The following is a 24,285-nucleotide window of genomic DNA, read 5'->3' as shown; positions in this document are numbered from 1 at the left end:
TATCCTTTATTAAATGAGAAGTTATATTTTAAATGTACGTTTAAACAATTGCTGGCTCAAGCATGAAATCAATCATTTTATATACAAACCCTTATTCAAAGCAAAATTCATGACAAGCCGTTGATTTCTACACTTTTTCAACAAAACCTCTTTTTTAGTTTACATTTCATGCTTTTCGATACGCATAAGATATTTTTACACAATAAAAAAAGATGGATTTTAAAATGACGGAAGAAATTGTTACTCAATCAAATTTAGATACAAAGACCCGAGTGAAATCCATTCTCGGTGGTTCAGCCGGTAATCTTGTTGAATGGTACGATTGGTATGTCTATGCAGCATTCACCCTCTATTTCGCCCATGCTTTTTTCCCTCAGGGCAGCCAGACTGCACAGCTTCTCCAAGCTGCGGCCATCTTTGCAGTCGGTTTCCTCATGCGACCCATTGGTGCATGGATTATGGGGATCTATTCAGACAAAAAAGGTCGAAAGTCAGGTTTAACCCTCTCCGTCACACTCATGTGTATCGGCTCATTGATGATTGCCATTTCTCCAACGCATGACCAAATTGGTATTTTGGCGCCGATTATTCTTGTGGTTGCACGATTAATTCAAGGTTTAAGTGTCGGCGGTGAATATGGCGCTAGTGCGACCTACCTCAGTGAAATGGCTGACCGCGACCGTCGTGGTTTTTTTTCAAGCTTTCAATATGTGACACTGATTGCAGGTCAGTTGACTGCACTGTGCGTACTACTTATTTTGCAATGGTTGCTGACCGAAGAACAATTGCATGATTGGGGCTGGCGTATTCCATTCTTTATCGGTGCGTGTTTAGCGGTAGTGGTTTTCCGTATTCGACGTGGCCTGCTAGAAACCCAGTCCTTCAAAAATGCACAAGAGCAAAAGGACCAGCCTGAATCAGGCTTATTTTCTCTATTTAAGCATTATCCGAAAGAAGCATTCACGGTGTTATTTTTAACAGCTGGGGGTACATTGGCTTTTTATACCTACACCACCTATTTGCAAAAATACTTAGTTAATACCTCTGGCTTTAGTAAACCTGAGGCCACGCAAATCACCACCTTAGCACTGTTTATTTTTATGTGCTTACAACCACTAGCAGGTGGTCTATCCGATAAAATTGGTCGTAAGCCTCTAATGATCGCCTTCGGGATCTTAGGGGTACTGTTCACCTATGTTCTATTTAGTGCCTTAGGACAAACTCAAGATTATTGGACCGCATTTTGGCTCTGTCTCGCAGGTCTAGTGATTGTCACGGGATACACCTCGATCAATGCGGTTGTAAAAGCAGAAATGTTTCCTGCACATATTCGCGCATTGGGTGTTGCGCTGCCATATGCACTTGCAAATACCATCTTTGGTGGTACGGCAGAATTCTTCGCGTTAAGTTTTAAAGAAGCTGGTCACGAGTCTTGGTTCTTCATCTATGTGACCATCATGATTTTTATTTCGTTATTGGTCTACGTCTTTATGAAAGACACCAAACACCATTCCAAAATTCAGGAGCATTGATCTGGGTCATTTGATGACGACTTATTGATCAAGCTGATCAAAAACAGCATGTTTCCCCCATCAAAGCCTCAGTCTATGAGGCTTTGTTGTTTTCATTTAGTCGTAAAAAATGTATCTGTTTAAAAAAATCGCATTTTATAGACTAAAGTCGCATGATTTTCTGCGACAACAGGAGTATAAATTAAATAAATATAGTTCCATCTCCCATTTCGACAAAATATATTGATTTAAACTTTTCCCAAAGAGTTTAAATGGATATGTTTTGCATTCATTCCTTGGAGAATGATGTGTCAAACTCATCTGAGCCAGTTGTTCCTGAACAATTGGATAGAAAAACTCGTGTCAAATCTATCCTCGGCGGATCTGCCGGCAACCTCGTTGAATGGTACGACTGGTATGTCTACGCTGCCTTTACCCTTTACTTTGCACCGCAATTTTTCCCTGATGGTGACAATACTGTAAAACTCTTACAAGCGGCTGCAGTCTTTGCACTCGGTTTCTTAATGCGTCCAATCGGCGCATGGGTCATGGGTATTTATGCTGACCGTAAAGGTCGTAAAGCAGGTTTAACGCTGTCTGTATCGTTGATGTGCGTCGGCTCACTGATGATCGCATGTGCGCCAACCTACGATTCTGTAGGCATGCTCGCACCCGCTATTCTACTTTTAGCGCGTTTACTCCAAGGCTTAAGTGTTGGTGGTGAATATGGCTCTAGTGCGACTTATTTGACTGAAATGGCTGGTAAAAACCACCGTGGTTTCTTCTCAAGTTTCCAATATGTCACACTGATTTCAGGTCAGCTATTGGCACTTTGCGTTTTAATTATCTTACAACGCAATTTCTCAGAACAAGCTTTAACTGAATGGGGCTGGCGTGTTCCGTTCTTCATCGGTGCGTTGCTTGCTATTGTGGTGTTCTGGATTCGTCGCGGTTTAGTTGAAACTCAATCCTCTAAAGAAGCTCAAGAACAAGCTAAAAATGGTGGTCCAAAATCAGGTGCTTTAGCGTTATTTACCAAATACCCTAAACAAGCCTTCACTGTGATCATGTTGACTGCCGGTGGTACTTTAGCGTTCAACACCTTTACCACTTATTTGCAAAAATATTTGGTCAACACGTCTGGCTTTGAGAAAACCACAGCTACTGAAATTACCACTGCTGCAATTTTCATCTTCATGCTTTTACAACCTGCTGTAGGTGCGCTTTCAGACAAAATTGGTCGTAAGCCAATTATGATCGCCTTTGGTGTGCTTGGTGTGCTGTTTACCATTCCAATTTTCAACGGTATCGGTTCTACGACTAGCCCAACCACTGCATTTATGCTCTGCATGAGCGGTATGGTGATTGTCACTGGTTATACTGCGATTAATGCCGTAGTAAAAGCTGAGTTGTTCCCTGCACACATCCGTGCCCTAGGTGTTGCATTGCCTTATGCCATTGCAAATACACTCTTTGGTGGTACCGCAGAACTTGTAGCTTTGAGCTTCAAAAATGCAGGCCATGAAAACTACTTCTTCTACTACATTACATTCATGATTGGTTTATCTTTAATTACCTATGTCTTCATGAAAGATACGAAAAAACATAGCATGATCACTGACGATTAATTCGCTCAGCCCTGCTATTCCACTTAAGCTCATCAAAGCCTATTTTGATGAGCTTTTTTTATCTCCATTTCCATCTACTCATCGTTTCGGCTGCATCAAAGATTTAATCAAACTTCTTTGGCTTTCTTGGTTTTCGCCATCGAGTCGACAGACGGACTATGGCATACTGAACATACAAATACACACGGCGAATGAATGATGAAAAATATTTACAAAGTTTTAAGTTTGGGTATTGTTGCAATGTCGATGGCTGCTTGCCAAAGCACTCCACGTGCTTTTAATGGTCAAACAGGCTTTCAAATAGAGTCCAAATCTGCAGATAGCGCAACACTTGCATATACTTTAGCGGGTCGCCAAAACCAACAACTGGATGCCAATAAATTACAACGTGCTTGCCAAAAAGTATTAAATACGCAAAAGACCTATAAATTACAAATCTTAAGCGTGAACGAAATTGCAAATCCTGCTTTGGAAAATACCCAGTACGGCCGTCAAATTGGTAATACACGTGCGAACTTTGGACTGTCAAATACCCCAGACCTTCGTAACTCCGAAAACCTAGGTGCACGTGATGCACTAGATGCTCGCCCTGCCACCTTACGTGTGGTTCGCTATACGTGTTCTTAACGACTATTATGATGTTCAAAAGACAAAAAATAAGACGCATGGAGCGTCTTATTTTTTTATCGGCTCAAAATTTATAGGGTTTTATAAAAACTCACATTACGAAACTCAGGTGATTCATCCAAATCAGGCCATGTCGTCGCGCTTCGTTCATCGAGTTTTTCATATTTAGGATGACTAAAGTTTTTCACACGACTGTCTGCCACCCACACTTCTGGAGCAAACTTTAAAAACTCATCCAAAAAGAAACGATTGCATTGGTCATACAGCACATCGGCAGCCAATAAAATATCGACTTGTTCGGCTTTATACAGATCGTCTAAATATTCGAGTTCAACATTATTCAGCTCAGCATTCGCACGGCAGGCATCTAGGCTCACTTGGTCGATGTCACAGCAGATCACGCGTTTCGCCCCTGCCATTTTTGCTGCAATCGCCACCACGCCTGAACCTGCACCAAAGTCCAACACCACTTTATCTTTGACATGATGCGGCTCTGCCAACAACCACTGCGCCATTGCAAGCCCTGAAGCCCAACAAAAGATCCAATACGGCGTATCATTCCATATACGGCGAATGACTTCATCATCCAATTTATCGGTTGGAAATACAGGCGGTATCAACCATAAAGAAATGGGGGTTTCAGGCAACTGTTGAGCATGTAATTCACAATGTGGAATGACTTCATGCAGTGCTTTCAGTAAATGTTCAGGGGCTTTGGGGAATTGGAAAGTACAGCTCATATTAAGCCTTGGAGATGATTTTATTTGAATTTATAAACGTATTAGATATGCGACATCGTCATCTGCTGCTGTGCGAGACAGACCTTAATCGAATGAACACTGTTTCTGCGATACCATTAATCAAAAGACTGATTCTGTCGAGTTCAGCAGATGACAAATGGTTTTGGTTATTTTTGCCGAAACAAAAGTAACATACGAGCTTCTTACATTTTAGTCACAACGGTAAGACTCCGTTGTGACTTTAATATCTTTTTATTAAAAGATTAACCCAACGCTTTTTCAGCAGCTTCAACAGTTTGACGAATCAACGTTGTAATGGTCATAGGACCTACACCACCCGGAACAGGTGTATAAGCAGAAGCAACTTCTTCAATACCCACCAATTGGATATCACCTACACCGCCGCCATCACGTGGATGAAAGCCAGCATCAACAACCACTGCACCTGGTTTGATCCAATCTTTTTGAATCAATTCAGCTTTACCTACCGCACCCACAATAATGTCAGCTTGCTTAACAAAGTCAGCTAAGTTTTGAGTACGTGAGTGGCAAGTGGTCACTGTTGCATTCGCTTCAAGTAGCATCGCAGACATTGGTTTACCCAAAATTGCAGAACGACCCACAACAACCGCATGTTTCCCTGCGATTTCAATGTTGTTTTCTTTTAGAATGGTCATGATACCTGCTGGTGTTGCAGAACCATATGCCGCTTCACCCATCGCCATACGACCAAAACCTAAGCAGGTCACGCCATCTACGTCTTTTTCAAGAGAGATCGCATCGAAACAAGCACGCTCATCAATTTGAGCAGGTACGGGGTGTTGTAACAAAATACCGTGAACATCTGGGTTTGCATTCAATTTTTCAATTTCAGCAAGCAATTGCTCAGTTGTAGTTTCTTTAGGAAGCTCAACTTTTAATGAATCCATACCAACACGGCGGCAAGCATTCCCTTTCATACGTACATAAGTTGCAGATGCACCATCGTCACCTACCAAAATAGTCGCAAGAATTGGGGTACGACCAGTTTTCTCTTTTAGCGCTTCTACGCGAGTCAACAAGTCAGCTTCAATTTTCTTCGCCAATGCACGACCATCTAAAACTAATGCCACGGCACTTCTCCAAGTGATGATATGAATCAATTTTGCACATAATACATGATTATTTTAATTTTTTTACCTTGTGTGCTGCTTTTATGCTCATACAGATGAATATGCTATTGTTTTTTTTTCAGAGCTTGCTAATATACGCATCAACAAGAAATGGCGGGGTGGCAGAGTGGTCATGCAGCGGACTGCAACTCCGTGTACGCCGGTTCGATTCCGACCTCCGCCTCCAATCTTGTTAAGCCCGAGTGGTGAAATCGGTAGACACAGGGGATTTAAAATCCCCCGCCCACAAAGCGTGCCAGTTCGAGTCTGGCCTCGGGCACCATTCTTCTACTACTGAAGATGGTGTAATAAAGAACCCAGCGATAAGCTGGTTTTTTTATGCCTAAAATTTAGTAAGACAATAAAAAAGAGGGACATTACCCTCTTTTATTATTTTAAAACACCCTGCAAATACATCGCGTTTTAAAAAGAATCCTTTAAATCACTTCAACCACAATCTTACCCACGTGCTCGCCCGTATCCATAGCTGCATGCGCTTCTTGAATTTGATCAAACTTAAATGTTTTGTAGATCATTGGCAGGCATTCACCTTTAGACCATAACGGAACAACATTTTCTTGAATGCCTTTGGCAATCTCTGCCTTTTCTTCAGTATTACGCGCACGCATGGTTGAGCCTGTAATCGTCAAACGCTTCATCATGATTTGACCCAGTTTCACCTCTTTGGCTTTTGCACCCCCTAAGAATGCGATATAAACCAAACGACCATCACGACGTAATAGATTGAGGTTCTGTGCCAAATACGGCGCGCCAACGATATCTAAAATAACATCTACACCTTGCTCATTGGTCGCTTTATTAATCACTTGCTCAAAGTCTTGAGTTTTATAGTTAATGGCATGAGTGATATTTGAAATCGCAGCGACTTTTTCATCTGAACCTACCGTCGCAAAGGTTTTCATACCTAAAGCATTACACAACATAATCGCTGTAGTACCAATACCGCTAGTACCGCCATGAATAAGTACCGTTTCACCTGCTTTGGCTTTACCCATTTGGAATACATTTGCCCAAACTGTAAAAAACGTTTCAGGAATGGCCGCTGCTTGAGTAAAGCTCACACCTTCAGGAATACTCAAGGTTTGGCTTTCAGGTACAACACAATACTCAGCATAACCGCCACCATTGGTTAGGCCACAGACTTTATCACCCACTTTAAACAAAGTGACATCCGCACCCACAGCAACTACTTCACCCGCAACCTCTAAACCAGGTACTGGTGTAACCCCTTTCGGCATTGGGTACAAGCCTTGGCGCTGTAAAATGTCTGGACGATTGATGCCAAAGGCATGCACTTTAACCAACACTTCATCCGCTTTCGCCTCTGGGATGGCAACGCTTTCATACGCCAGTTTATCGACACCGCCCGGTTCAGTAATAATGACCTGCTGCATGCTTTGCTGTGACATTGTTTTTCCTTTTCAATTATTGACTATTCATCTATCTCTGTACTATTTGAACATAGAAAGCATACAGATTGAATAACAATGGACTTATGTATAATTGGCTGACTATTTAGCAAATTAATAATAGGCAGTACATGGTTCAGGTTGTTGAATATAACGAAGATAACGCCAGCGACTATGAATGGTTTGATGGTTTTGCCGTGATCCGCTTCTATGCTGACTGGTGCGCGCCCTGTGTGCAGAACTTCCCTGTATTTGAGCAGTGCGCAAGTCAAATGTCCGCACAGCATGCACAGCTCAAATTTGGCAAGGTAAATATTGATTCCTCACCGATACTAACCTTGCGTTATAACGTTTATGGTCTACCTTCAACCTTGCTGTTTTATCGCGGGCAAGTGATTCAACGTATTGCAGGTGTCAAATCACTGACTGAATTAACAGCCATCATTCAAGACGCTATACAGTCAAACTCCACACATGACTAAGCAGATTTTCCTTTTATTTGGATGAAGGCTCATTCGGCAGGCGTACAAACTTCATTAACGTATTACGCACCAATGGCAACACGATCAAAATGAGCGGGAACGCCACCATCCATGACATACCCCAAGCGCGCAGCCAAATGCCAAGAAAGCCTTCAACTAAGCCTTTATTCATCAGCATGTTAAAGCAGGAAATTGAACCGCTCATAATGCCGGACAGAATTAGGGGCATCAGCCAAGTCATGTGTTTGGGATGAAATTTTGGGAGTTGATTCATCTGTAAATACCTATTATTCGTCGCGGGCTGAGTTCTGGGCTTTTACGGTTTGTTTTAGGGTTTTCATAAACTGGCCGAAATGCGGCATGAAATCTTTAAATAAAGGATGGTCTTTATTTTCCAGCAAGGTTTCACCAAATAGTTTCAGACCCACAGCAAAGGCTTTGGTTTTTTCATCATCTAACAATTGCGCTTTGGTCAAATGCTCTAGTACCTTAAACATGTCATCATGGTTGTAGGCATTAAACTGCAACGCTTCGGTATAGGTCGATGGATTGTTCTGTGCATCAGCAATATGTTTGAGCGTGATTTCATATTGATGCTGTTTCATTGTGTCACCTCCATACGGCTGATTTCGACTGCCGCCTGATCGATTTTTTCTGCAATGGCATAGACCTGTTCAGGTGTTAGTTCACAGTGCTGAATTTTGATGCGCAGTGATGCTTTTAAGTTTTCCATCGCACGTTTGATGTCGACGTATTGTTCATTGTTATGAATCTGCTTACGGGTATCAAAACGACACAGAATTTTCTCTACTGTGGCTTTTTCTGCCTCTAAATGCACTAAGCCTGACTGTGTGACGCTGTATTGTTTACGGTCTTCGGCATTTAGTTCTGCATGGATGTATTGCTGTTCTTCGAGGTAGTTCAGCGTTGGGTAAATCGTCCCTGTGCTTGGACTGTAACCGCCGCCTACGATTGCGCCGACATCTTTGATAATGTCATAGCTGAACTTTGGCGCCTGGGAGATGAGATGCAGTACCAATAGTTTCATGTGCCCTGCTTCAAACAGGCGTTTGCGGGTTTTGACTGGACTATCGCTACTGTCGAGAAGGTCTGAATTTGACATCGCAAAGATACATCTTAAGATTATTTAAGACATATCTTATAGTAAAGATCAAAAGTTTAGAATACAAAATTACAATTCATCAAACTCAATACTATAGTAATCCAAGTTTTTCTTAGCCTTCCACACCTCAAAACGACCAGTTCTTTTTGCATGTTTTCCACTAACCTCAGACTTACTCAAAGAGCAATTTAATCCTAATAAACAATTATTTATTGCGCTAGAACTTAATTTCATAAAATAGAAAACTTCAGGATTAGGACTCAATTTAGCAAGTTGCGTTGCTAAGGATAACCTTTCGAATTTATCTTCTACTTTATACAGATCAACTGTAATTCCCTTGGAATCAAATAGTACAAATTGTGATTGTTTCAACTTTTCTATAATTTTTTTATTTTTTATTAGATTTAAGCTAGGAATACATACTCTATCTGCTTGTTCCAAACGCAAAATAACACGGTGCTCTTGCTCATAGATCCATTCATCACTTTTTTGTAAGAATATTTCATGTAAAATTCTATCAGCTCCTTCAATACAGATATTAGAATAATCATAATCAAATTTGTCATTTCTATATCTCATCCCTTTTCTATAAGTAACGGGCTTAGGTATTCCATTAAATGACGAGCACTCATCTCCCATCCAATAAGTACTAATACAAGTTATTTCTGTAAAAAGATTTTCAAAAATAGATACCCCCTCTAAACATGTAATACCTGCAACTACCCCTTTATGTTCATTGGCGTAATGCGCCCACATTAATAAATTTTCTTTATTTTCTGAAAATGATAATACCCCGATATTATTCATGCGGAGTTTCACATATTCTGAATAACTCAATTCGCCAAACTCAGAATCCCATAATTTAGACTCATCGAAATATTCAACTAATTCATCTAAACTTTTTTGACAAAATGCTGCTTCAAAAGGGTCATTTAAAGCACTTCGTTGAGATAATCGAATAAAACCTTCTTCAAAAAAATCTCGTGGCTTACTCATATATTTGAATAATTGTTTAAATTGTTGTGTCAAAATTCATCCTATCAGCAACTGCAAGATTAATATAAAGATATCAGACTCAAAAGAAAATTTAAAAACAAAAAACCCGCTTCTCAGCGGGTCTTTTTTAAATCAATTCAATCTATTACAGACGAACTAACTCAACAATTTTCTCAGCAACTTCTTCAGCAGTCTCCACTGTATAAGTCACATCAGTACCTTCAGCACTATCAGTAATCACAACCACACCAGTTTCACGAACTAGTGCAACTTGCTCCACAGTTAAACCAGCTTTCGCAATTGCAACCACACCTTGCTGAATCAATAAGCTTTCAATCGCTTGCGCATTTTCAAGGGCTTTAGCAGTCACAGTTACAGCAGCAGGTTTTTGACCTAAACGTGCAGCACGCGCTTCAGCAGTTACAGGCTCGTTGTGTGCAGTCCATTCCACTGCAGACTCAACCATACCCGCACCAACAGTTACGTTGCTTAAACGGTCAATAAAGATGAATGAACCTGTGTAACGGCTGTCTTGGTAACGGTCAAATACCACTGGCGCATCAAACTCGATGGTTACATCAGCAATTGAGTTCAACTCAAGCTCAGACACTTCCATTTTTTCCAATGTGTTTACATTGGTACGGTAGTTGATTTTCTCAACTTTCGCAGGAATAGTTTGAGTACCAAACTTCACGTTATACAGTTTGCCAACCACTAAAGGCGCATCTGTCATCCATACCACAGAGGCACGTGCAGAACGTGAAATTAACGGCTGTTCACCCGCTTTTACCAACACGTTACCACGTGAAATATCAATTTCATCATTCAGTGTTAAAGTCACCGCTTGACCTGCAACAGCATGGTCCAAGTTACCATCAAAAGTCACGATTTCTTTAACCGTAGAAGACTTACCAGATGGTAATGCAGTAATGGTATCGCCAACTTTCACTTCACCAAGTGCGATCGTACCGCAGAAACCACGGAAGTCGAGGTTCGGACGGTTGACATACTGAACAGGGAAACGGAATTCGTGCTTGCTTGTATCATGCGAAATTTCAACAGTTTCCAAAGTCTCCATTAAAGTCTGACCTTGGTACCACGGCGTATTTGGTGATTTGTTTACAACGTTATCACCATTCAACGCAGAAATTGGCGTGAAGATAATGTTCGCAGGTTTACGATCGCCCAGTTGGTTAACGAACTCGTTGTACTCCGCTTGAATTTCATTGAAGCGCGCTTCAGAGAATTCAACCAAGTCCATTTTGTTCACTGCAACCACGATATTACGAATACCTAAAAGGCTCGCAATAAATGAGTGACGACGAGTCTGGGTTTGAACGCCATAACGCGCATCAATCAAGATGATCGCTAAATCTGCAGTCGACGCACCAGTTGCCATGTTACGTGTGTACTGCTCATGCCCTGGGGTGTCAGCAATAATGAACTTACGTTTTTCAGTAGAGAAATAACGGTAAGCCACGTCAATGGTAATACCCTGCTCACGTTCCGCTTGTAGACCATCTACAAGTAAAGCCAAGTCAGGTGCATCACCCGTAGTACCGACTTTTTTAGAGTCACGAGTCACGGCTTGCAATTGATCTTCATAAATCAATTTTGAATCGTAAAGCAAACGACCAATTAGAGTCGATTTACCATCATCCACGTTACCGCAAGTGAGGAAACGTAGAAGGTCTTTATTTTCGTGTTGTTTTAAATACGCCAAGATGTCTTGGCTAATTAAATCTGATTGATGAGACATTGCTCAAAGCTCCACATATTCTTTTGAAATCGGTTTCTGAATCTTTTTAATCCCTCTAAATCTCCCTTTAAGAAAGGGAGACTTTGCTCCGTTCTTTCTCGGGAGTTCCCCCTCTTTAGTAAAGAGGGTGAGCAGCACTGCTGCGCAAGGGAGATTTCTTAAGATTCTTAGAAGTAACCTTCCTGCTTTTTCTTTTCCATCGAACCTGCTTCATCATGGTCGATCATACGACCTTGACGTTCAGATGTGGTGGCTAAAAGCATCTCTTGGATAATTTCCGGTAAAGTTGTTGCAGTTGATTCAACAGCACCTGTAAGTGGGTAACAACCTAAAGTACGGAAACGCACCGATTTCATTTGTGGCACTTCACCTTCGTTCAAACGCATACGCTCATCATCAACCATGATCAGTGTACCGTTACGCTCAACCACTGGACGTTCAGCAGCCAAATACAAAGGAACCAATTTAATATTTTCAAGGTAGATGTATTGCCAAATATCCAACTCAGTCCAGTTAGACAATGGGAACACACGAATACTTTCACCTTTGTTCACTTTACCGTTGTAAAGATTCCAAAGTTCAGGACGTTGGTTTTTAGGGTCCCAACGGTGTTTAGTATCACGGAATGAGTAAACACGTTCTTTGGCACGAGATTTCTCTTCATCACGGCGCGCACCACCGAAAGCCGCATCAAACTGATATTTATCAAGTGCTTGTTTTAAGCCTTGAGTTTTCATAATGTCAGTATATTTTGAGCTCCCGTAATCGAACGGATTCACGCCTGCATCTTTACCTTCTTTGTTTTGATGCACGATCAAATCAAAGCCATGCTCTTTTGCCATGTTGTCACGGAAAGTAATCATGTCTTTAAATTTCCAACCCGTGTCTACATGCAGTAGTGGGAATGGAAGTTTGGCAGGATAGAATGCTTTTAAAGCAAGATGCAGCATGACCGCTGAATCTTTACCGATTGAATACAGCATGACTGGGTTTTCGAACTCAGCAGCAACTTCACGGATGATATGAATACTCTCAGCTTCAAGCTGTTTAAGATGAGTAAGTCTTTCCTCATTTAATGACATGGACAACACCAGCTTAGAATATGTGTACTTATTACACTTTTAAAGATATATATACATTATAGTGATTAAGCTTTCATAACGATTGCTTGTTTTGTGATATTGATATTCTTATTCGTCATATACAAATTGTCTGATACTGCTTATCAATTTTAATTAATTTAATACGATAGGCTTATCAATTTCATTATTATTCTAGTCCGAGATCCGTAAGTCTACGCAATTTTTTATCAATTAAATAATCGCTAAATCCTCTAAACAATCGGTATTCAAACTCGCTCAAACTACCTAAAGTAGCTATATCGCTCTCCAACAGTTATTGATATGCCATATAGTCACTATACGCTTGAAACCTTAAAGTCGCTGATTGAAGCCGCAGGTCTTGCTGGCTATATTTATCAGCATTCTTCACACATGCTCGTGCTCCAAGAAGCCTTGAATGATGACGGCAGCCCACTGAATAACTTTATCCAACATGAGCTGAGTGCAGACCAAATTGGCCTTCAGTTCGGCCTACGACTTTTGGACAATAAACTCGAGTTTTTGATTGGGGTGACTCACAGTAACCAAGATCGGGGCTACGAAATTGGCGCAGGCAATTTAAAGGCCGATCAACGTGCATTTAATCTGCTCTATGCGTTTTATAATTTCCCCAAAGCATTTTACTTAATCCACTTCCCGCTCGCAGCCAATAGCACCCAGTTAGAGGAAGAGATCGAAAAGCAACTGTTTCAACTTGAAAGCATGAGCTTTTTAGACACCGCGATTAAAACCAATCCGATGGGCGAACAAGTGAAGTGGATGAAAACCTTTATTGTTCAAGCGGCTTTAGATATGAAAGTACGCATTCAAACTTCATTGTTATAAAAACGGTTAAAGCCATCTAAAAATAGCTCTATTGAACACCAATTCAAATCTCCATATGACATCGAAAGTCACGGTAAAGCCCTCAGCACTGCCGTGACGGTTATAAATTTACATTTCCTAACATTGTTTTCTTTGCCCTTTAATAAGTCATTTCTTTCCCTTGAGCGCGAACGCTTATATATCTGCAATTAGACTTAAAATTTGATTTATCACAAGGACTTAAATCTTTAAATGGGTAAAGTAGAATTGCTATTCACTTTAGATTTAGATAATCCTGACTTAATTGATCAACTATTTTTAAAGAAAAACTTAGTAATAGCTCACATAAAAGCCGACTTTTTGTTAATCTGATCTGTAATTTTTTTACACAATTTCGACAGATAATGTTATTTTATTTACTGAAAAAAATTCAGCCAGAATTATTTTTTTTGATTTTTTATAAGCATAAATATAGAGATAAATATAATGTGGGAATTGTTTACTCACCCGTCTAATATCGTGTTTAGCATCAGTCTCTGCTTAATGTTCTTGTTTGGACTTTTTGAGATTGTGTTAACAATTTTAGGGGGTGGTTCTCAAGGCTTCTTAGATCAATTCCTACCTGAGGATGTTGGTCATAATGCAGAGCTAGGTGTAGATGCCGATGCAGGTATCGTGACACGTGTGCTCGATTGGTTGTATTTAGGTCGTATTCCGCTGTTTGTATGGCTCATCATTTTCTTATGTGTCTATAGTTTATTGGGCTTTACTATTCAAGCCGTCGTTAACCAAATGACCAGTATGATGTTCAGTGCATGGATTATTGCACCTGCATGTATTTTTCTGTGCATGCCCTTCGTACGTTTTAGCGCAATGCTTATTGCCCGTATTTTACCGCAAGATGAAACAACCGCCATTTATAGTGATGAATTGATCGGTAGAACGGCCACGATCATTTTGGGTGATGCACGACCACAGTCTCCTGCTCAAGCCAAAGTCAAAGATCAACACGGATTGACCCATTATATTTTGGTTGAACCTGAACAAGATGAAATTTTCAGCCAAGGTCAATCAGTGGTTTTAACCCAAAAAACAAATGTAGGCTTTCAAGCCACCATGCTCTAAATTTTGAATGAATTGATGCTCGATCAGTTCTTCTAACACCATATAAATACATTTAACGCATCATTCCTTCTGTAAATCTCGAAGTCATGATGAGTCAACAAAATACTGATTTTTAAACCAAAATTGTTAGCACTTTAGAGGGTTAACTTGAACTACAACAAAAGAGATAAACGTCCATGTTAGACATTATTCCAAGCGGTATCCTTGTAACAGTCGGGATAATTTTTGCCGCACTTATTTTTATTGGTTTTATTATTGCTCGACTTTATCGTCGCTCAAGTAAAGAAATTTCATTTGTGCGTACAGGCTTCGGCGGTGAAAAAGTGATTTTAGGTGGCGGTGCTATTGTGCTTCCTGTGCTGCATGAAATTATTCCAGTCAATATGAACACCCTACGTCTTGAAGTACGCCGTGCAGATGACCAAGCGCTGATTACACGTGACCGTATGCGTGTCGACGTGATGGCGGAGTTCTATGTCCGTGTTAAACCGACAGCCGATTCGATTGCTACAGCAGCACAGACTTTAGGTCAAAAGACCATGTCACCGAATGAACTTAAGAATTTGGTTGAAGGTAAATTTGTTGACTCATTGCGCGCAGTTGCCGCAGAAATGGCGATGGAAGAGTTGCATGAAAAACGCGTCGACTTCGTACAAAAAGTTCAGCAAGTGGTGTCTGAAGATTTACATAAAAACGGTTTGGAACTTGAAACTGTTTCATTAACTGGCTTAGACCAAACAGGCTTTAAATACTTTAACCCACAAAATGCGTTCGATGCTGAAGGTTTAACTAAACTGACAGAAACCATTGAAGACCGTCGTCGTAAACGTAATGCGATTGAACAAGATGCAGATCTTGCAATTAAGACCAAGAACTTAGAAGCAGAACAAGCACGTCTACAAATTTTGCGTGAAGAAGAATATGCAAAACTGCAACAAGAACGTGAAATTTCAATCCGTCGTGCAGAACAGCTTGCAGAAATTGCATCACAAGAAGCTGCTAAAAAACGTGAAGCCGAAGAAGCGCGTATTGCTGCTGAACGTGAAGTTGACTTAAAGCGTATTACTGCTGCACGTGACGTTGAAAATCAAAATATTCAAAAGTCACAAATTATTCAGCAAGCCCAAGTGGAACAAAAGAAAACCATTGAACTCGCTGAGCAAGACCGTGCAATTGCCATTGCTGAAAAATCTCGTGCTGAATCTGAAGCTAAGGCACATGCCGATCAAGCCCGTGCTCAAGCGGTAAAAGCCGAAGAAGAAGTGATTACCGTTCGTCAGATCCAACAAGCTGAACGTCAAAAAGCTGTTGAATTGGTCTCTGCGAAAGAAAAAGCGGAGAAAGATGCGATTGCCATTACTGTCGCGGCTGAAGCGGGTAAACAAGCAGCCGCAGATGATGCAGAAGCGATTCGTATTGCAGCTGAAGCCGAAGCTGAAAAAGTTCGCTTAAAAGCCAAAGGTGAAGCTGACGCAAAAGTTCTGTTGGCTCAAGCGATGGAAAAACAATACCAAGTTGATGCTGAAGGTACACGTGCAGTGAACGAAGCAAACAACGTATTGTCATCTGAACAGGTTGAAATGCAAATTCGTTTAGCGATGCTGAAATACTTACCAGAAATCATTCGCGAAAGTGTTAAACCAATGGAAAATATTGATGACATTAAGATTTTGCAAGTAAATGGTCTAAATGGTGGTCATGCAGGTTCTTGCCAAGGTGATGCTCACCACGAAGGCAGCGGCAATGTTGCCTTATCAGACCAAGTGGTGAATAGTGCCTTACGCTACCGCAGCCAGGCCCCACTAATTGATAGCTTGATGAGTGAGCTTGGTATCCAAGGTGGCGATATTAACGGTTTAACTCAGAGCTTAAACAAAAAAGCTGGTTAATTCGTTTTACACGCTAAAAAAACCGCAGCTTAATCCTGCGGTTTTTTTATTGAGATCATCGACAAGGAAGACTTACGAGAGCTTAAATAATTCGTTCAGTACCAAATCATGACTGTAAAATGACGAAATACTGGATCACAACAAAGTGCAAACCAAATCACACTTTTAAGAATAACCCTTCCCCTGCAATCTTGCTACAATCTTCAAATTCATCATATTCTGCTTAGCTGTACTTGCTAAAACGTGCAGTAAAATATGCGATGAAAACATTTACGAATGATAATACGCTCAGTGCAAGTATAAATATGACTTCTTCCTTAAATGCCGTTACTTCCCTACGCCCCTTTAAAAAATTAATAGGTCTAATGACCTGCTTCGGTTTGGTCTTTTCAGGCTGTAGCAGTGCTGAAACGGTACGTATTATCCACCACCCTATACAAGACTTGGTCAAGCAATATGCATCAGCCAATTCTATACATCAAACTTCGACCAACAATACACAAAAGCCAAGTACTCCTGAACGTATGCGCATCATGCATATCGACTTAGATTATGTATATGATGCCAATCAGGCTCAACAAGAACAAAATATCCGTGCATTGATCGAACGTATCCGTCACATTGAAGCCAATACGATTTTTCTACAAGCTTTTGCAGACCCTGATGCCAATGGTTCGGCTGATGCGGTGTATTTTAAAAATCGCTATATCCCAATGCGCTCAGATTTATTTCAACGTGTTTTGCACGAAATACGACAGCAGACTCAAGTAAAAACCGTATATGCATGGCTGCCTTTAATTGCGTGGGAGTTCCCGAAACAGTACCCGCTGCAATATGTAAAAAGCCAAAGTGAAAAGAAAGGTTATATTCGAATATCGCCCTTTGACCCAAGAAACCAACAATACACAGCAGAAATTTTTCTAGACTTTATTCAGCAAAATAAAGTGGATGGCATTCTTTATCATGATGATATCACTCTCAATGATTTTGAGGATAATAGTGCCGCAGCACTTCAGACATACAAAACGTGGGGCTTCGATCGACAATTGATTGGACAGCCAAAGCATGCGCAGCAGCTTGAATTTTCACGCTACAAAACGGCTTATCTAGACCAATTTGCTGAAGGCATCAGTCAGATTTTAAAACAGCAGCAACCCGACTTACATTTTGCTCGAAATATGTATGCTGAAGCTGTGCTGAACCCGAACAGTGAAAAATGGTTTAGCCAGTCTAATGCCAGTACATATCAACATTATGATTACAACGCCATCATGGCCATGCCCTATATGGAAAAAGCAGATGATCATCGTCAGTTTTATTTAAACTTGATCGAACGTGCAAAAAAATATGACCCTAATTTAAGCCGTACTATTTTTGAACTTCAAGTGACCGATTGGAATCATCAAAAACCCATTTCTAATCAGGAGCTCACAGACACCATCCGTTTACTAGAACAACATGGTGTGCAACATATTGGGTATTATCCAGATGATTTCGTGCAAAATCATCCAGATGCACAGCAAATAAAAAAGGCATTTGCACCTGCCCTAGCTACGGACTGATACCAATGCCTACATCATCAGATCTAAAACCTTAGATCTAATGAAGAACGCCTGATTAGCTGTTGATTTTATAGTGTTCTAATTGACCTTCATCCGTATAGTGTAAGGTGATATTTTTCGATTTTCGCATTGTCGCTATATCACTGGATTTTACGTGAAAGCTTTTCGCCAAATCTTCATCTTGAGCATTCTCAGGCGCCTTTCGTCGGTCTTCACCGTGAAAACGCAGCCAGTTATAACTTGCCCAAACAAATAGACAGCAAATAAAGATTCCGATTGAGAAAATCAATTTCATGATCGTTAGACTGGTCATCGGTTGGGACTGATCCATAACCTGTGAATACACCACCGTGCCTTCAAACCACCAAAACACAAGGGTTAATAGCGGTAAAAACAACCACATCCAAAGCATCCACCCGACTGCCATCAGACCATAGCCTGCTGACTTGCGTTTGACGTATTCAGGTTTATCAATATATTCAGGTAATTCAAGCAATGATTCATCTTGAATAATTTTAAAATCTGAATCTGCAACCGGCTTCTGATTTTGTAAATTAACTTGGTTCATTGTTTTCCTCCCCTCTAAATCCACGGTCTGGACTGACCCAACGCGCACGCTTTTGGGTTTTAAAAATAGTCTTTGGCAAAGCAACGACCGTTGTCAGCATGGCTAAGATCCAGAAAAATAAGGGATACCAAATCACCCAAAAATAATTTCGCAGTAAGCGTTTTTTGTCGTAAGCGCGATCGATCCATAAACTCACGAGGAACTGGAATAAACAGGTCACGCCTAAAATCACTCCATACCATTGAGGTAAAAGTGATTGAATCGCCCACTCACCCGGTAATGAGAAAAATAGACCATAAAAATACAAGACAAAAATACTGAACATGACATATGCCCAGATCACGCTAATAATAGATTCGAATGCAATCGGCCACATCCGACGTAAACGCCATTTAAATATTTTAGGTAAATAGGCAAATAGTACTTCGATGCCGCCTTGAGCCCAACGTAAACGTTGTTTCCAAAGTCCATTAAATGTTTCTGGCATATATATATAGCAAAGGGCTTGCGGCACATAGTGCAAATCCCAATGATCAAACTGCAAACGCCATGACACATCAATATCTTCTGTTATCATGTCATCACGCCAATAACCGATGCGGTCGAGTGCCGTTTTTCTGAAACCTGCAATTGCCCCCGACACTGTAAAAATACGACCATAGGTTCTTTGAGATCGCTTGATTAAGCCAATAATCGAAGAAAACTCTCCAACCTGAATTTTACCCAAGATGCTTGAACGGTTCACAATACGTGGATTACCGGTTACAGCGCCCACGCGTGGAAAACTGGTCAGATGATGCATCATCCAAAGTGCCGAATGCGGGTGCAATAATGCATCACCATCAATACAAATCAAGTGTTCAAATTGGCTGACCATCGCGCCTGCACGTAATGCATACGCTTTACCCTGATTCTCAGCCAAATGCACCACACGCAATCTCGGATATTCGAGTACCAATTGGTCTAGAATTTCAGCGGTTCGATCTTTACTTCCATCATTCACCGCTATCACTTCAAAATTTGGATATTGGCTCTGCATCGCATATCGAATTGTGTCTCGTACCTGTGCTTCTTCATTAAAGCAAGGCACAATGATGCTACAGCCTTGCTCGGTTGGCACGGGAAGTTCAGGTTGTTTCCATTCACGCTTTAAGTAGAACCACACGCCTCCAGCAATCCAAATCCACGCCATAAACAAGGGATATAGGAAAGCAAAGGCAAAAAACAGATCGTTAAAACTCAGTTCCCATTCGTGCATTACTGACCTCCTTGTATATACGGATCACGGTAAGTCAGTGGACTGCCATTCAAGCTGATGCTTTGATATAGGTGATGTTGAACGCGTTCGCCATCCTGAAGCTGATAATTATTCAGTCCGATTTTTTGAACCGATGCTGCGCGTAAAGCCTGATAGTTTTGCTGATACTGTGTCCAATCTTTCTCGCTCATATTTGGATTGATATCCAAACTGACAATTAAGCGTTGCTTTTGCTCTGTATTCAAAGTCTTCAATGCGGACATAAAGGCTTTAAAACTTTGCGGATGCTGACCTGGATTAATACTTAAATACAGAAAGTCCGACGCTGTTAAGGCACGAGTCACCAACGGTTTTAATCCAGAAAATTGATGTCCAGTTAAATTCACTTTGAGCGCGGTTTGGTTATCATTACTAATATTGGAATAAAAATGCGCTTGCGCCTTACTACGCTCTTTAATTGCAATAATTTTTTGCACTTGCTCAGTACATGCTGTTGACCACTGAGCTGAATGAATTGCACAGTCCAAGCTGTTACCGGTGTTAATAATTAAACCTTCTAGCGAACTATTGTTTTTCAATAGATCTGCCGTTAGGTCTGCCAAATTAATCCCCTGCTGTAACTCCAAACTGATTGGGAGCTGTGCATACACGCGATTACCGATTCGTGTACGGGCTTGCCATACAGTGCGATTCAGTAAATCTTGTTGCATCGGTAGTTTTGAATTTGGGAAAAATAAAGCATCAATTTTACCGTCACCATCATGATCAACTGCGGCATTTAAAAGCAATGTATTGGTTTTTAACGCATTGACCTGGTCTAATAATCTCCCTAATTTCTGATCTGATTGCTCAGCCGTTGGTGCTTGTAATTCAGCCAAATTAAAATTCAGGAATGTTTTACGTTGTTTATAAGGCGCACGAGCTTCAACGATAAAGTCTTCCATATTTTGGTGGATAAACTCTGGTGTTGGGTTATCCATAATCAGGGCACGCTGATAGGTATGCACCGAATCAGCCTGACTGACCACGTTACCCAAGCTAAACGACATGGGCAGTCCTGCTTTACGTGCATATCCCTCAATTTCTGGTGTAACTGCGCCGTATGGCCAGAAGATTGCCATACTATGAATGCCCAGTTGACGATCAAGTTCTTGTTTAGATTTCTTCAAATCTTGCACAATACGCTGCTCGAACTCAGCATCGGTTTCATAGCGGTTTTGAGCTGGAAAATACTGACGTGTAATCGCAGCAGGTTCCATATTTTTTTGTGGGTTTGCCAAAATACCATGATGCAGATCATCAGAATGCGACACAAATTCGGCATATCCCGACTTTTGCATTTCCCGCATTTGATCCCAATTCATCAAATTACCCACACCATAAGCTTCATAAGCATCTTTGGTATTACCATTAATCCAACTGGTTGGAATGGCAAAAACTGCAGGAAATTGATATTGCTTTAACAATGGAAAGACTTTGCTATAACTACTTAGCGCACCATCATCAAAGGTTAATAATAGCGCCTTTTCAGGTAACTTTTTCTTTTGTAAGCGAGCCTGCATGACATCTTCTAAACGAATGGGCTGCCAACCTTCTCGTCTAATCCACGCAAAATATTGGCCGAGATTTTGTGTACTAATCGCATATACATCTCGATCACCACGTTTGGCGACATCATCTCGAACATCATGAAAGGTCAACGTTACAAATTGGTTATGTGCGGCACTTTCATCAATTACAGGCATCGCCAAATTTTCAGTCTGTAGCACATTATTTTCAGCAAACAGGTATGTCATGCTGATAGGCAAAGTCACAGCTAGAACTAAGCTTTGCTTTAACATGAGGTGAATTAATGTATTTTTCATTAGAAGCGCCCCTCAAATCCAACAACTGCGTAGCTACGATCTTCATCTTTTCCGTCATACGGATGTGAACCCCAACCTATGCCGTAGTTCAATTTCCACGTGCGTGAGAGCTGCCAATCATGTTGATAATACAAATTATAAATCGGACGACTTGAGTAGCCTTTTTGTCTGAATGTACCGATAGTTGCTGCAAAGTGCTGGTTAAAATGACGCTCATAATCTCGCCATGTCATCCAATCATGTTCCAATGTCACTTCAGCGCTATAGCTATGTTCAGGGTTAAAATAAGGCACATCAATCGGATCATTTTTTCCGTAATAACCACGCAGTGTTGCCGCAGAAATATGATGCGGAGATTGCTGGAATTGTTGTTTAAAATATCCCGATAGTTCTTGGCGTAGATTGCCATCATCAATATCGGTCAATTGATAACTTGCACCTGCTTTGCGTGATTCATTTTGTTGCCAGTTCAATGCAAAACGATAAGCCTGCCCTTCATGATCCTGTGCCAAAGATTGCAATGGAATATCCGCTTGGCTATCGTAACCCAGTGCATAGTTCCAATGATCATTTAACCAATGTGACCAATCTAATTGCACACCAAAACGGTCGCCATCGGTGCTTTGAGAGAATAATGTAGATGCAGCTTTACGATCCGAAGCCCACTCTAAACCCATGCCAATCCGCTGGTCTTTTAATTTGCCAGACTCATACTTCGACCAACGATTGCTATGGTCTGCAAAGAGTCGATAATTATCGTAAAACCATGGGCTATTGATACGCGTCCAGTTTTCCTGTTCACGTGAACCTTTCAGGCGATTTTGTACACGAGGATCATCAGACTCACTTTTCGCAAAGGTACTTTGATGTTGAATTGACGCACGATTCCGATCATCCAATTCTTTTTTACTTTGTTTTACGCCCGTATCATCACCGACATGGCTGACCATATATTGATTGAGTTCACGCCAAGCTTGAATTTGACTCAAGGCTTGGAAATTCTGCATGCGGTTAATTTGCGTTCCCTGTGAAATGGGCTCCAAGCTATTCTGCTGTGCCAAAGTGTGCTGGGATTGCTCTGGTTTTTCACGCCAACGTTGAATTAATGCCAAATTATTTTGATACCCGATATTGCCGGGAGCCTTTGCGGTTAAGTCATTAAAGTAACGTTCCGCTTTTTCATGCTCGTTGCGATAAGCATAGTTCAATCCCTTCAACGCAATAAATTCAGTACGATCATCGTGTGGCGCCTTATCAACACCTTTTGCATTACTATAAACAAAGGTCGGCAACTGTTTGTCCATGGTGTCGATTAACTGATTGGCTTGTTTAAATTTTTCTTGTTCGATCAAGCTATAGTACAAACCAGCATAGACGTTATAGTCCGCATAATTTTTTTCAGCAAATAAACTCTGATATAAAGGCTCAGCTTTTTCAGGTTGACGTAATTTTAAATAGCTGTCTGCTAAAGCATGTCGTACATAAGCAGGCATTTCTTTAGCTGTTTGACCTGTTTTTTCTACTTGTGCCAATGCATGCTTTGAAGCATTACGTGCATTTAAGGCATAGATATATTCATAATAAAATTTACGTTTACTGGCTTCATCTGCAGGAAGTGACTCTTCATAAGCACTCATTTCAGCCAGAACACGATCTAGTGGTTCAAATGCCGTTGCCCCACGCTTCATATCAAACGCATTTTTTGAGGCTTGAATGCCTTGTTGGATACGCTGTGAGAACTCATTCATCTTGAGCAAATGTTGCAACACTGGCTTAGAACTATTGAGTCCATTGGCCTGAATATAGCTTTGCGCAGTGGCAAAATCGCTATTTTGCAATAGAGCCAATATATACTGTTCTTGGGTATCAGTATTTGGCTGTTTTTCTAGCTCATATTTCGCTGCATTGAGAGATTCAGCAGGCATATCCAATAATCGATAGGCATAGGCCAATTGCGAAAGATAATCTGCACCAAGCGACTGTAAGTTGAGATTTGCCAGTTTTTGTTTTGCTTGATCTTTTTGACCTGATTCTGCCAGCAACACACCCTGCCAAATCAACCACTGTTCCGATTGATCCTGCTGATAAAATTTTTGTGCCCACTGTAAGGCTTGATCATATTGTTTAAGATCACGTAAAGCTTTGATGACACTGACTTTGCCATAATCTGGAAACGTATCTGGATTAATCTGCGCCAAGTAAGTCACATCTCTAGAGCTAAAGGTTGCATTTGCATAACGCAGGAGCGTGTAATCTGCAATGAGCTTCTGATTTTCAGGATGTTGCGCTAATAAAACTTTTAATTGGTTAAATCCCTGATCCACTTTACCGACACGGATATCTGCAACACTTTGTTCTCTTTGCTGATCAATATTATCAACTGCAAATACAATCGTAGGAAGGCTCGAAAAAATCGACAAGAAACATAGACGAGATAAATAAGATTTATAAATCATGATTATTCACGTTAGAAGAGTAATTATTCATCAAATTAAATTAATGTGATGTATTTCACATTATATCATATTTTGACCGATTAAATTTGGTTAATTATTCATACTAAAGTGTTAATAATGAATGAGAATATGCTAATTTTATAGATTTTCTTTACTATTCAACCACTATTATTAAATAAAAATAAAAAAA

Annotated in this window: 21 protein-coding genes and 2 tRNA genes; 10 read left to right on the top strand and 13 right to left on the bottom strand. The window is 40.7% G+C overall.

The window, feature by feature from the left end; genetic code table 11:
• Positions 1-212: 212 nt before the first annotated feature.
• From AC25JC_RS05215 to AC25JC_RS05205, 3 genes are all read left to right on the top strand, one after another.
• The gene (locus AC25JC_RS05215) at positions 213-1,532 is read left to right on the top strand and encodes an MFS transporter (protein ID WP_078192971.1); all 1,320 of its coding nucleotides are present in this window, start codon (positions 213-215) and stop codon (positions 1,530-1,532) included.
• Positions 1,533-1,819: 287 nt separating this feature from the next.
• Complete coding sequence (locus AC25JC_RS05210) at positions 1,820-3,139, top strand: MFS transporter (RefSeq protein ID WP_078190125.1); 1,320 nt, start codon at positions 1,820-1,822, stop codon at positions 3,137-3,139.
• A gap of 198 nt (positions 3,140-3,337) precedes the next feature.
• Complete coding sequence (locus tag AC25JC_RS05205; RefSeq protein WP_078193296.1) at positions 3,338-3,766, top strand: hypothetical protein; 429 nt, start codon at positions 3,338-3,340, stop codon at positions 3,764-3,766.
• Between the two features lie 71 nt (positions 3,767-3,837).
• Here the strand turns inward: AC25JC_RS05205 and AC25JC_RS05200 are convergent, their stop codons facing one another.
• Both AC25JC_RS05200 and folD read right to left on the bottom strand, forming a co-directional pair.
• Positions 3,838-4,506 (bottom strand): class I SAM-dependent methyltransferase, encoded by a 669-nt coding sequence (locus AC25JC_RS05200; RefSeq protein ID WP_078189884.1) that lies wholly within the window; start codon positions 4,504-4,506, stop codon positions 3,838-3,840.
• 263 nt (positions 4,507-4,769) lie between these two features.
• Positions 4,770-5,618: a bifunctional methylenetetrahydrofolate dehydrogenase/methenyltetrahydrofolate cyclohydrolase FolD gene (folD, locus tag AC25JC_RS05195; RefSeq protein ID WP_078192972.1), complete on the bottom strand. Its 849-nt coding sequence runs from the start codon at positions 5,616-5,618 to the stop codon at positions 4,770-4,772.
• 152 nt (positions 5,619-5,770) lie between these two features.
• Between folD and AC25JC_RS05190 the strand changes: the two genes are divergently transcribed.
• Together AC25JC_RS05190 and AC25JC_RS05185 are read left to right on the top strand one after the other, a co-directional pair.
• A tRNA-Cys gene (locus AC25JC_RS05190) sits at positions 5,771-5,844 on the top strand.
• A gap of 10 nt (positions 5,845-5,854) precedes the next feature.
• Positions 5,855-5,940: transfer RNA gene (locus AC25JC_RS05185), tRNA-Leu, on the top strand.
• 154 nt (positions 5,941-6,094) lie between these two features.
• Here AC25JC_RS05185 and AC25JC_RS05180 read toward each other — a convergent pair.
• Entirely contained in the window at positions 6,095-7,087 is a 993-nt protein-coding gene (locus AC25JC_RS05180) for an NAD(P)H-quinone oxidoreductase (protein WP_486923588.1), read from the bottom strand.
• 131 nt (positions 7,088-7,218) lie between these two features.
• On the opposite strand from AC25JC_RS05180, the gene AC25JC_RS05175 reads away from it, so the two are divergent.
• Positions 7,219-7,569, top strand: a complete 351-nt coding sequence (locus tag AC25JC_RS05175; protein ID WP_486923587.1) for a thioredoxin family protein — start codon at positions 7,219-7,221, stop codon at positions 7,567-7,569.
• A 13-nt stretch (positions 7,570-7,582) separates the two neighbouring features.
• Here AC25JC_RS05175 and AC25JC_RS05170 read toward each other — a convergent pair whose 3' ends face one another.
• The 6 genes from AC25JC_RS05170 to cysD all read right to left on the bottom strand — a co-directional run bounded on the left by AC25JC_RS05170 (position 7,583) and on the right by cysD (position 12,529).
• Entirely contained in the window at positions 7,583-7,843 is a 261-nt protein-coding gene (locus AC25JC_RS05170; protein ID WP_486923586.1) for a DUF2798 domain-containing protein, read from the bottom strand.
• Between the two features lie 13 nt (positions 7,844-7,856).
• Positions 7,857-8,174 (bottom strand): DUF3861 domain-containing protein, encoded by a 318-nt coding sequence (locus AC25JC_RS05165; RefSeq protein WP_486923585.1) that lies wholly within the window; start codon positions 8,172-8,174, stop codon positions 7,857-7,859.
• The gene (locus AC25JC_RS05160; RefSeq protein ID WP_233944409.1) at positions 8,171-8,692 is read right to left on the bottom strand and encodes a PadR family transcriptional regulator; all 522 of its coding nucleotides are present in this window, start codon (positions 8,690-8,692) and stop codon (positions 8,171-8,173) included. The genes AC25JC_RS05165 and AC25JC_RS05160 overlap by 4 nt, the downstream gene beginning before the upstream one ends.
• A 69-nt stretch (positions 8,693-8,761) precedes the next feature.
• On the bottom strand, positions 8,762-9,721 hold the full coding sequence (locus AC25JC_RS05155) for a DUF2971 domain-containing protein (protein ID WP_486923584.1): 960 nt from the start codon (positions 9,719-9,721) through the stop codon (positions 8,762-8,764).
• 112 nt (positions 9,722-9,833) lie between these two features.
• A complete protein-coding gene (cysN, locus tag AC25JC_RS05150) occupies positions 9,834-11,447 on the bottom strand; it encodes a sulfate adenylyltransferase subunit CysN (RefSeq protein WP_486923583.1) in 1,614 nt (537 codons plus the stop codon).
• A 167-nt stretch (positions 11,448-11,614) separates the two neighbouring features.
• Positions 11,615-12,529: a sulfate adenylyltransferase subunit CysD gene (gene cysD, locus AC25JC_RS05145; protein WP_078189893.1), complete on the bottom strand. Its 915-nt coding sequence runs from the start codon at positions 12,527-12,529 to the stop codon at positions 11,615-11,617.
• 321 nt (positions 12,530-12,850) lie between these two features.
• Between cysD and AC25JC_RS05140 the strand changes: the two genes are divergently transcribed.
• The 4 genes from AC25JC_RS05140 to pgaB (AC25JC_RS05125) all read left to right on the top strand — a co-directional run bounded on the left by AC25JC_RS05140 (position 12,851) and on the right by pgaB (AC25JC_RS05125) (position 17,948).
• Positions 12,851-13,393 carry a hypothetical protein gene (locus AC25JC_RS05140; RefSeq protein ID WP_486923582.1) on the top strand — a complete coding sequence of 181 codons (543 nt, stop codon included), beginning with the start codon at positions 12,851-12,853 and terminating at the stop codon, positions 13,391-13,393.
• Positions 13,394-13,858: 465 nt separating this feature from the next.
• Positions 13,859-14,497 carry a YqiJ family protein gene (locus tag AC25JC_RS05135; RefSeq protein ID WP_111884396.1) on the top strand — a complete coding sequence of 213 codons (639 nt, stop codon included), beginning with the start codon at positions 13,859-13,861 and terminating at the stop codon, positions 14,495-14,497.
• Positions 14,498-14,673: 176 nt separating this feature from the next.
• A complete protein-coding gene (locus AC25JC_RS05130) occupies positions 14,674-16,386 on the top strand; it encodes a flotillin family protein (RefSeq protein ID WP_111884397.1) in 1,713 nt (570 codons plus the stop codon).
• A gap of 305 nt (positions 16,387-16,691) precedes the next feature.
• Positions 16,692-17,948, top strand: a complete 1,257-nt coding sequence (pgaB, locus tag AC25JC_RS05125; RefSeq protein WP_486923581.1) for a poly-beta-1,6-N-acetyl-D-glucosamine N-deacetylase PgaB — start codon at positions 16,692-16,694, stop codon at positions 17,946-17,948.
• A 55-nt stretch (positions 17,949-18,003) separates the two neighbouring features.
• Here the strand turns inward: pgaB (AC25JC_RS05125) and pgaD are convergent, their stop codons facing one another.
• Genes pgaD through pgaA form a run of 4 tightly spaced genes read right to left on the bottom strand, consistent with a single transcriptional unit; the run spans position 18,004 to position 24,095 of the window.
• Positions 18,004-18,516: a poly-beta-1,6-N-acetyl-D-glucosamine biosynthesis protein PgaD gene (gene pgaD, locus AC25JC_RS05120; protein WP_249705906.1), complete on the bottom strand. Its 513-nt coding sequence runs from the start codon at positions 18,514-18,516 to the stop codon at positions 18,004-18,006.
• Entirely contained in the window at positions 18,503-19,774 is a 1,272-nt protein-coding gene (pgaC, locus tag AC25JC_RS05115; RefSeq protein ID WP_486923580.1) for a poly-beta-1,6-N-acetyl-D-glucosamine synthase, read from the bottom strand. The genes pgaD and pgaC overlap by 14 nt, the downstream gene beginning before the upstream one ends.
• Entirely contained in the window at positions 19,774-21,639 is a 1,866-nt protein-coding gene (gene pgaB, locus AC25JC_RS05110; RefSeq protein ID WP_486923579.1) for a poly-beta-1,6-N-acetyl-D-glucosamine N-deacetylase PgaB, read from the bottom strand. Before pgaB (AC25JC_RS05110) ends, pgaC begins: the two co-directional genes overlap by 1 nt.
• Complete coding sequence (gene pgaA, locus AC25JC_RS05105) at positions 21,639-24,095, bottom strand: poly-beta-1,6 N-acetyl-D-glucosamine export porin PgaA (RefSeq protein ID WP_486923578.1); 2,457 nt, start codon at positions 24,093-24,095, stop codon at positions 21,639-21,641. Before pgaA ends, pgaB (AC25JC_RS05110) begins: the two co-directional genes overlap by 1 nt.
• Positions 24,096-24,285: the final 190 nt, after the last annotated feature.

It is taken from the genome of Acinetobacter sp. P37 (assembly GCF_057480965.1).
Note: the sequence above shows the minus strand (reverse complement) of the source record. Positions and strands in the feature narration are given on the sequence as shown.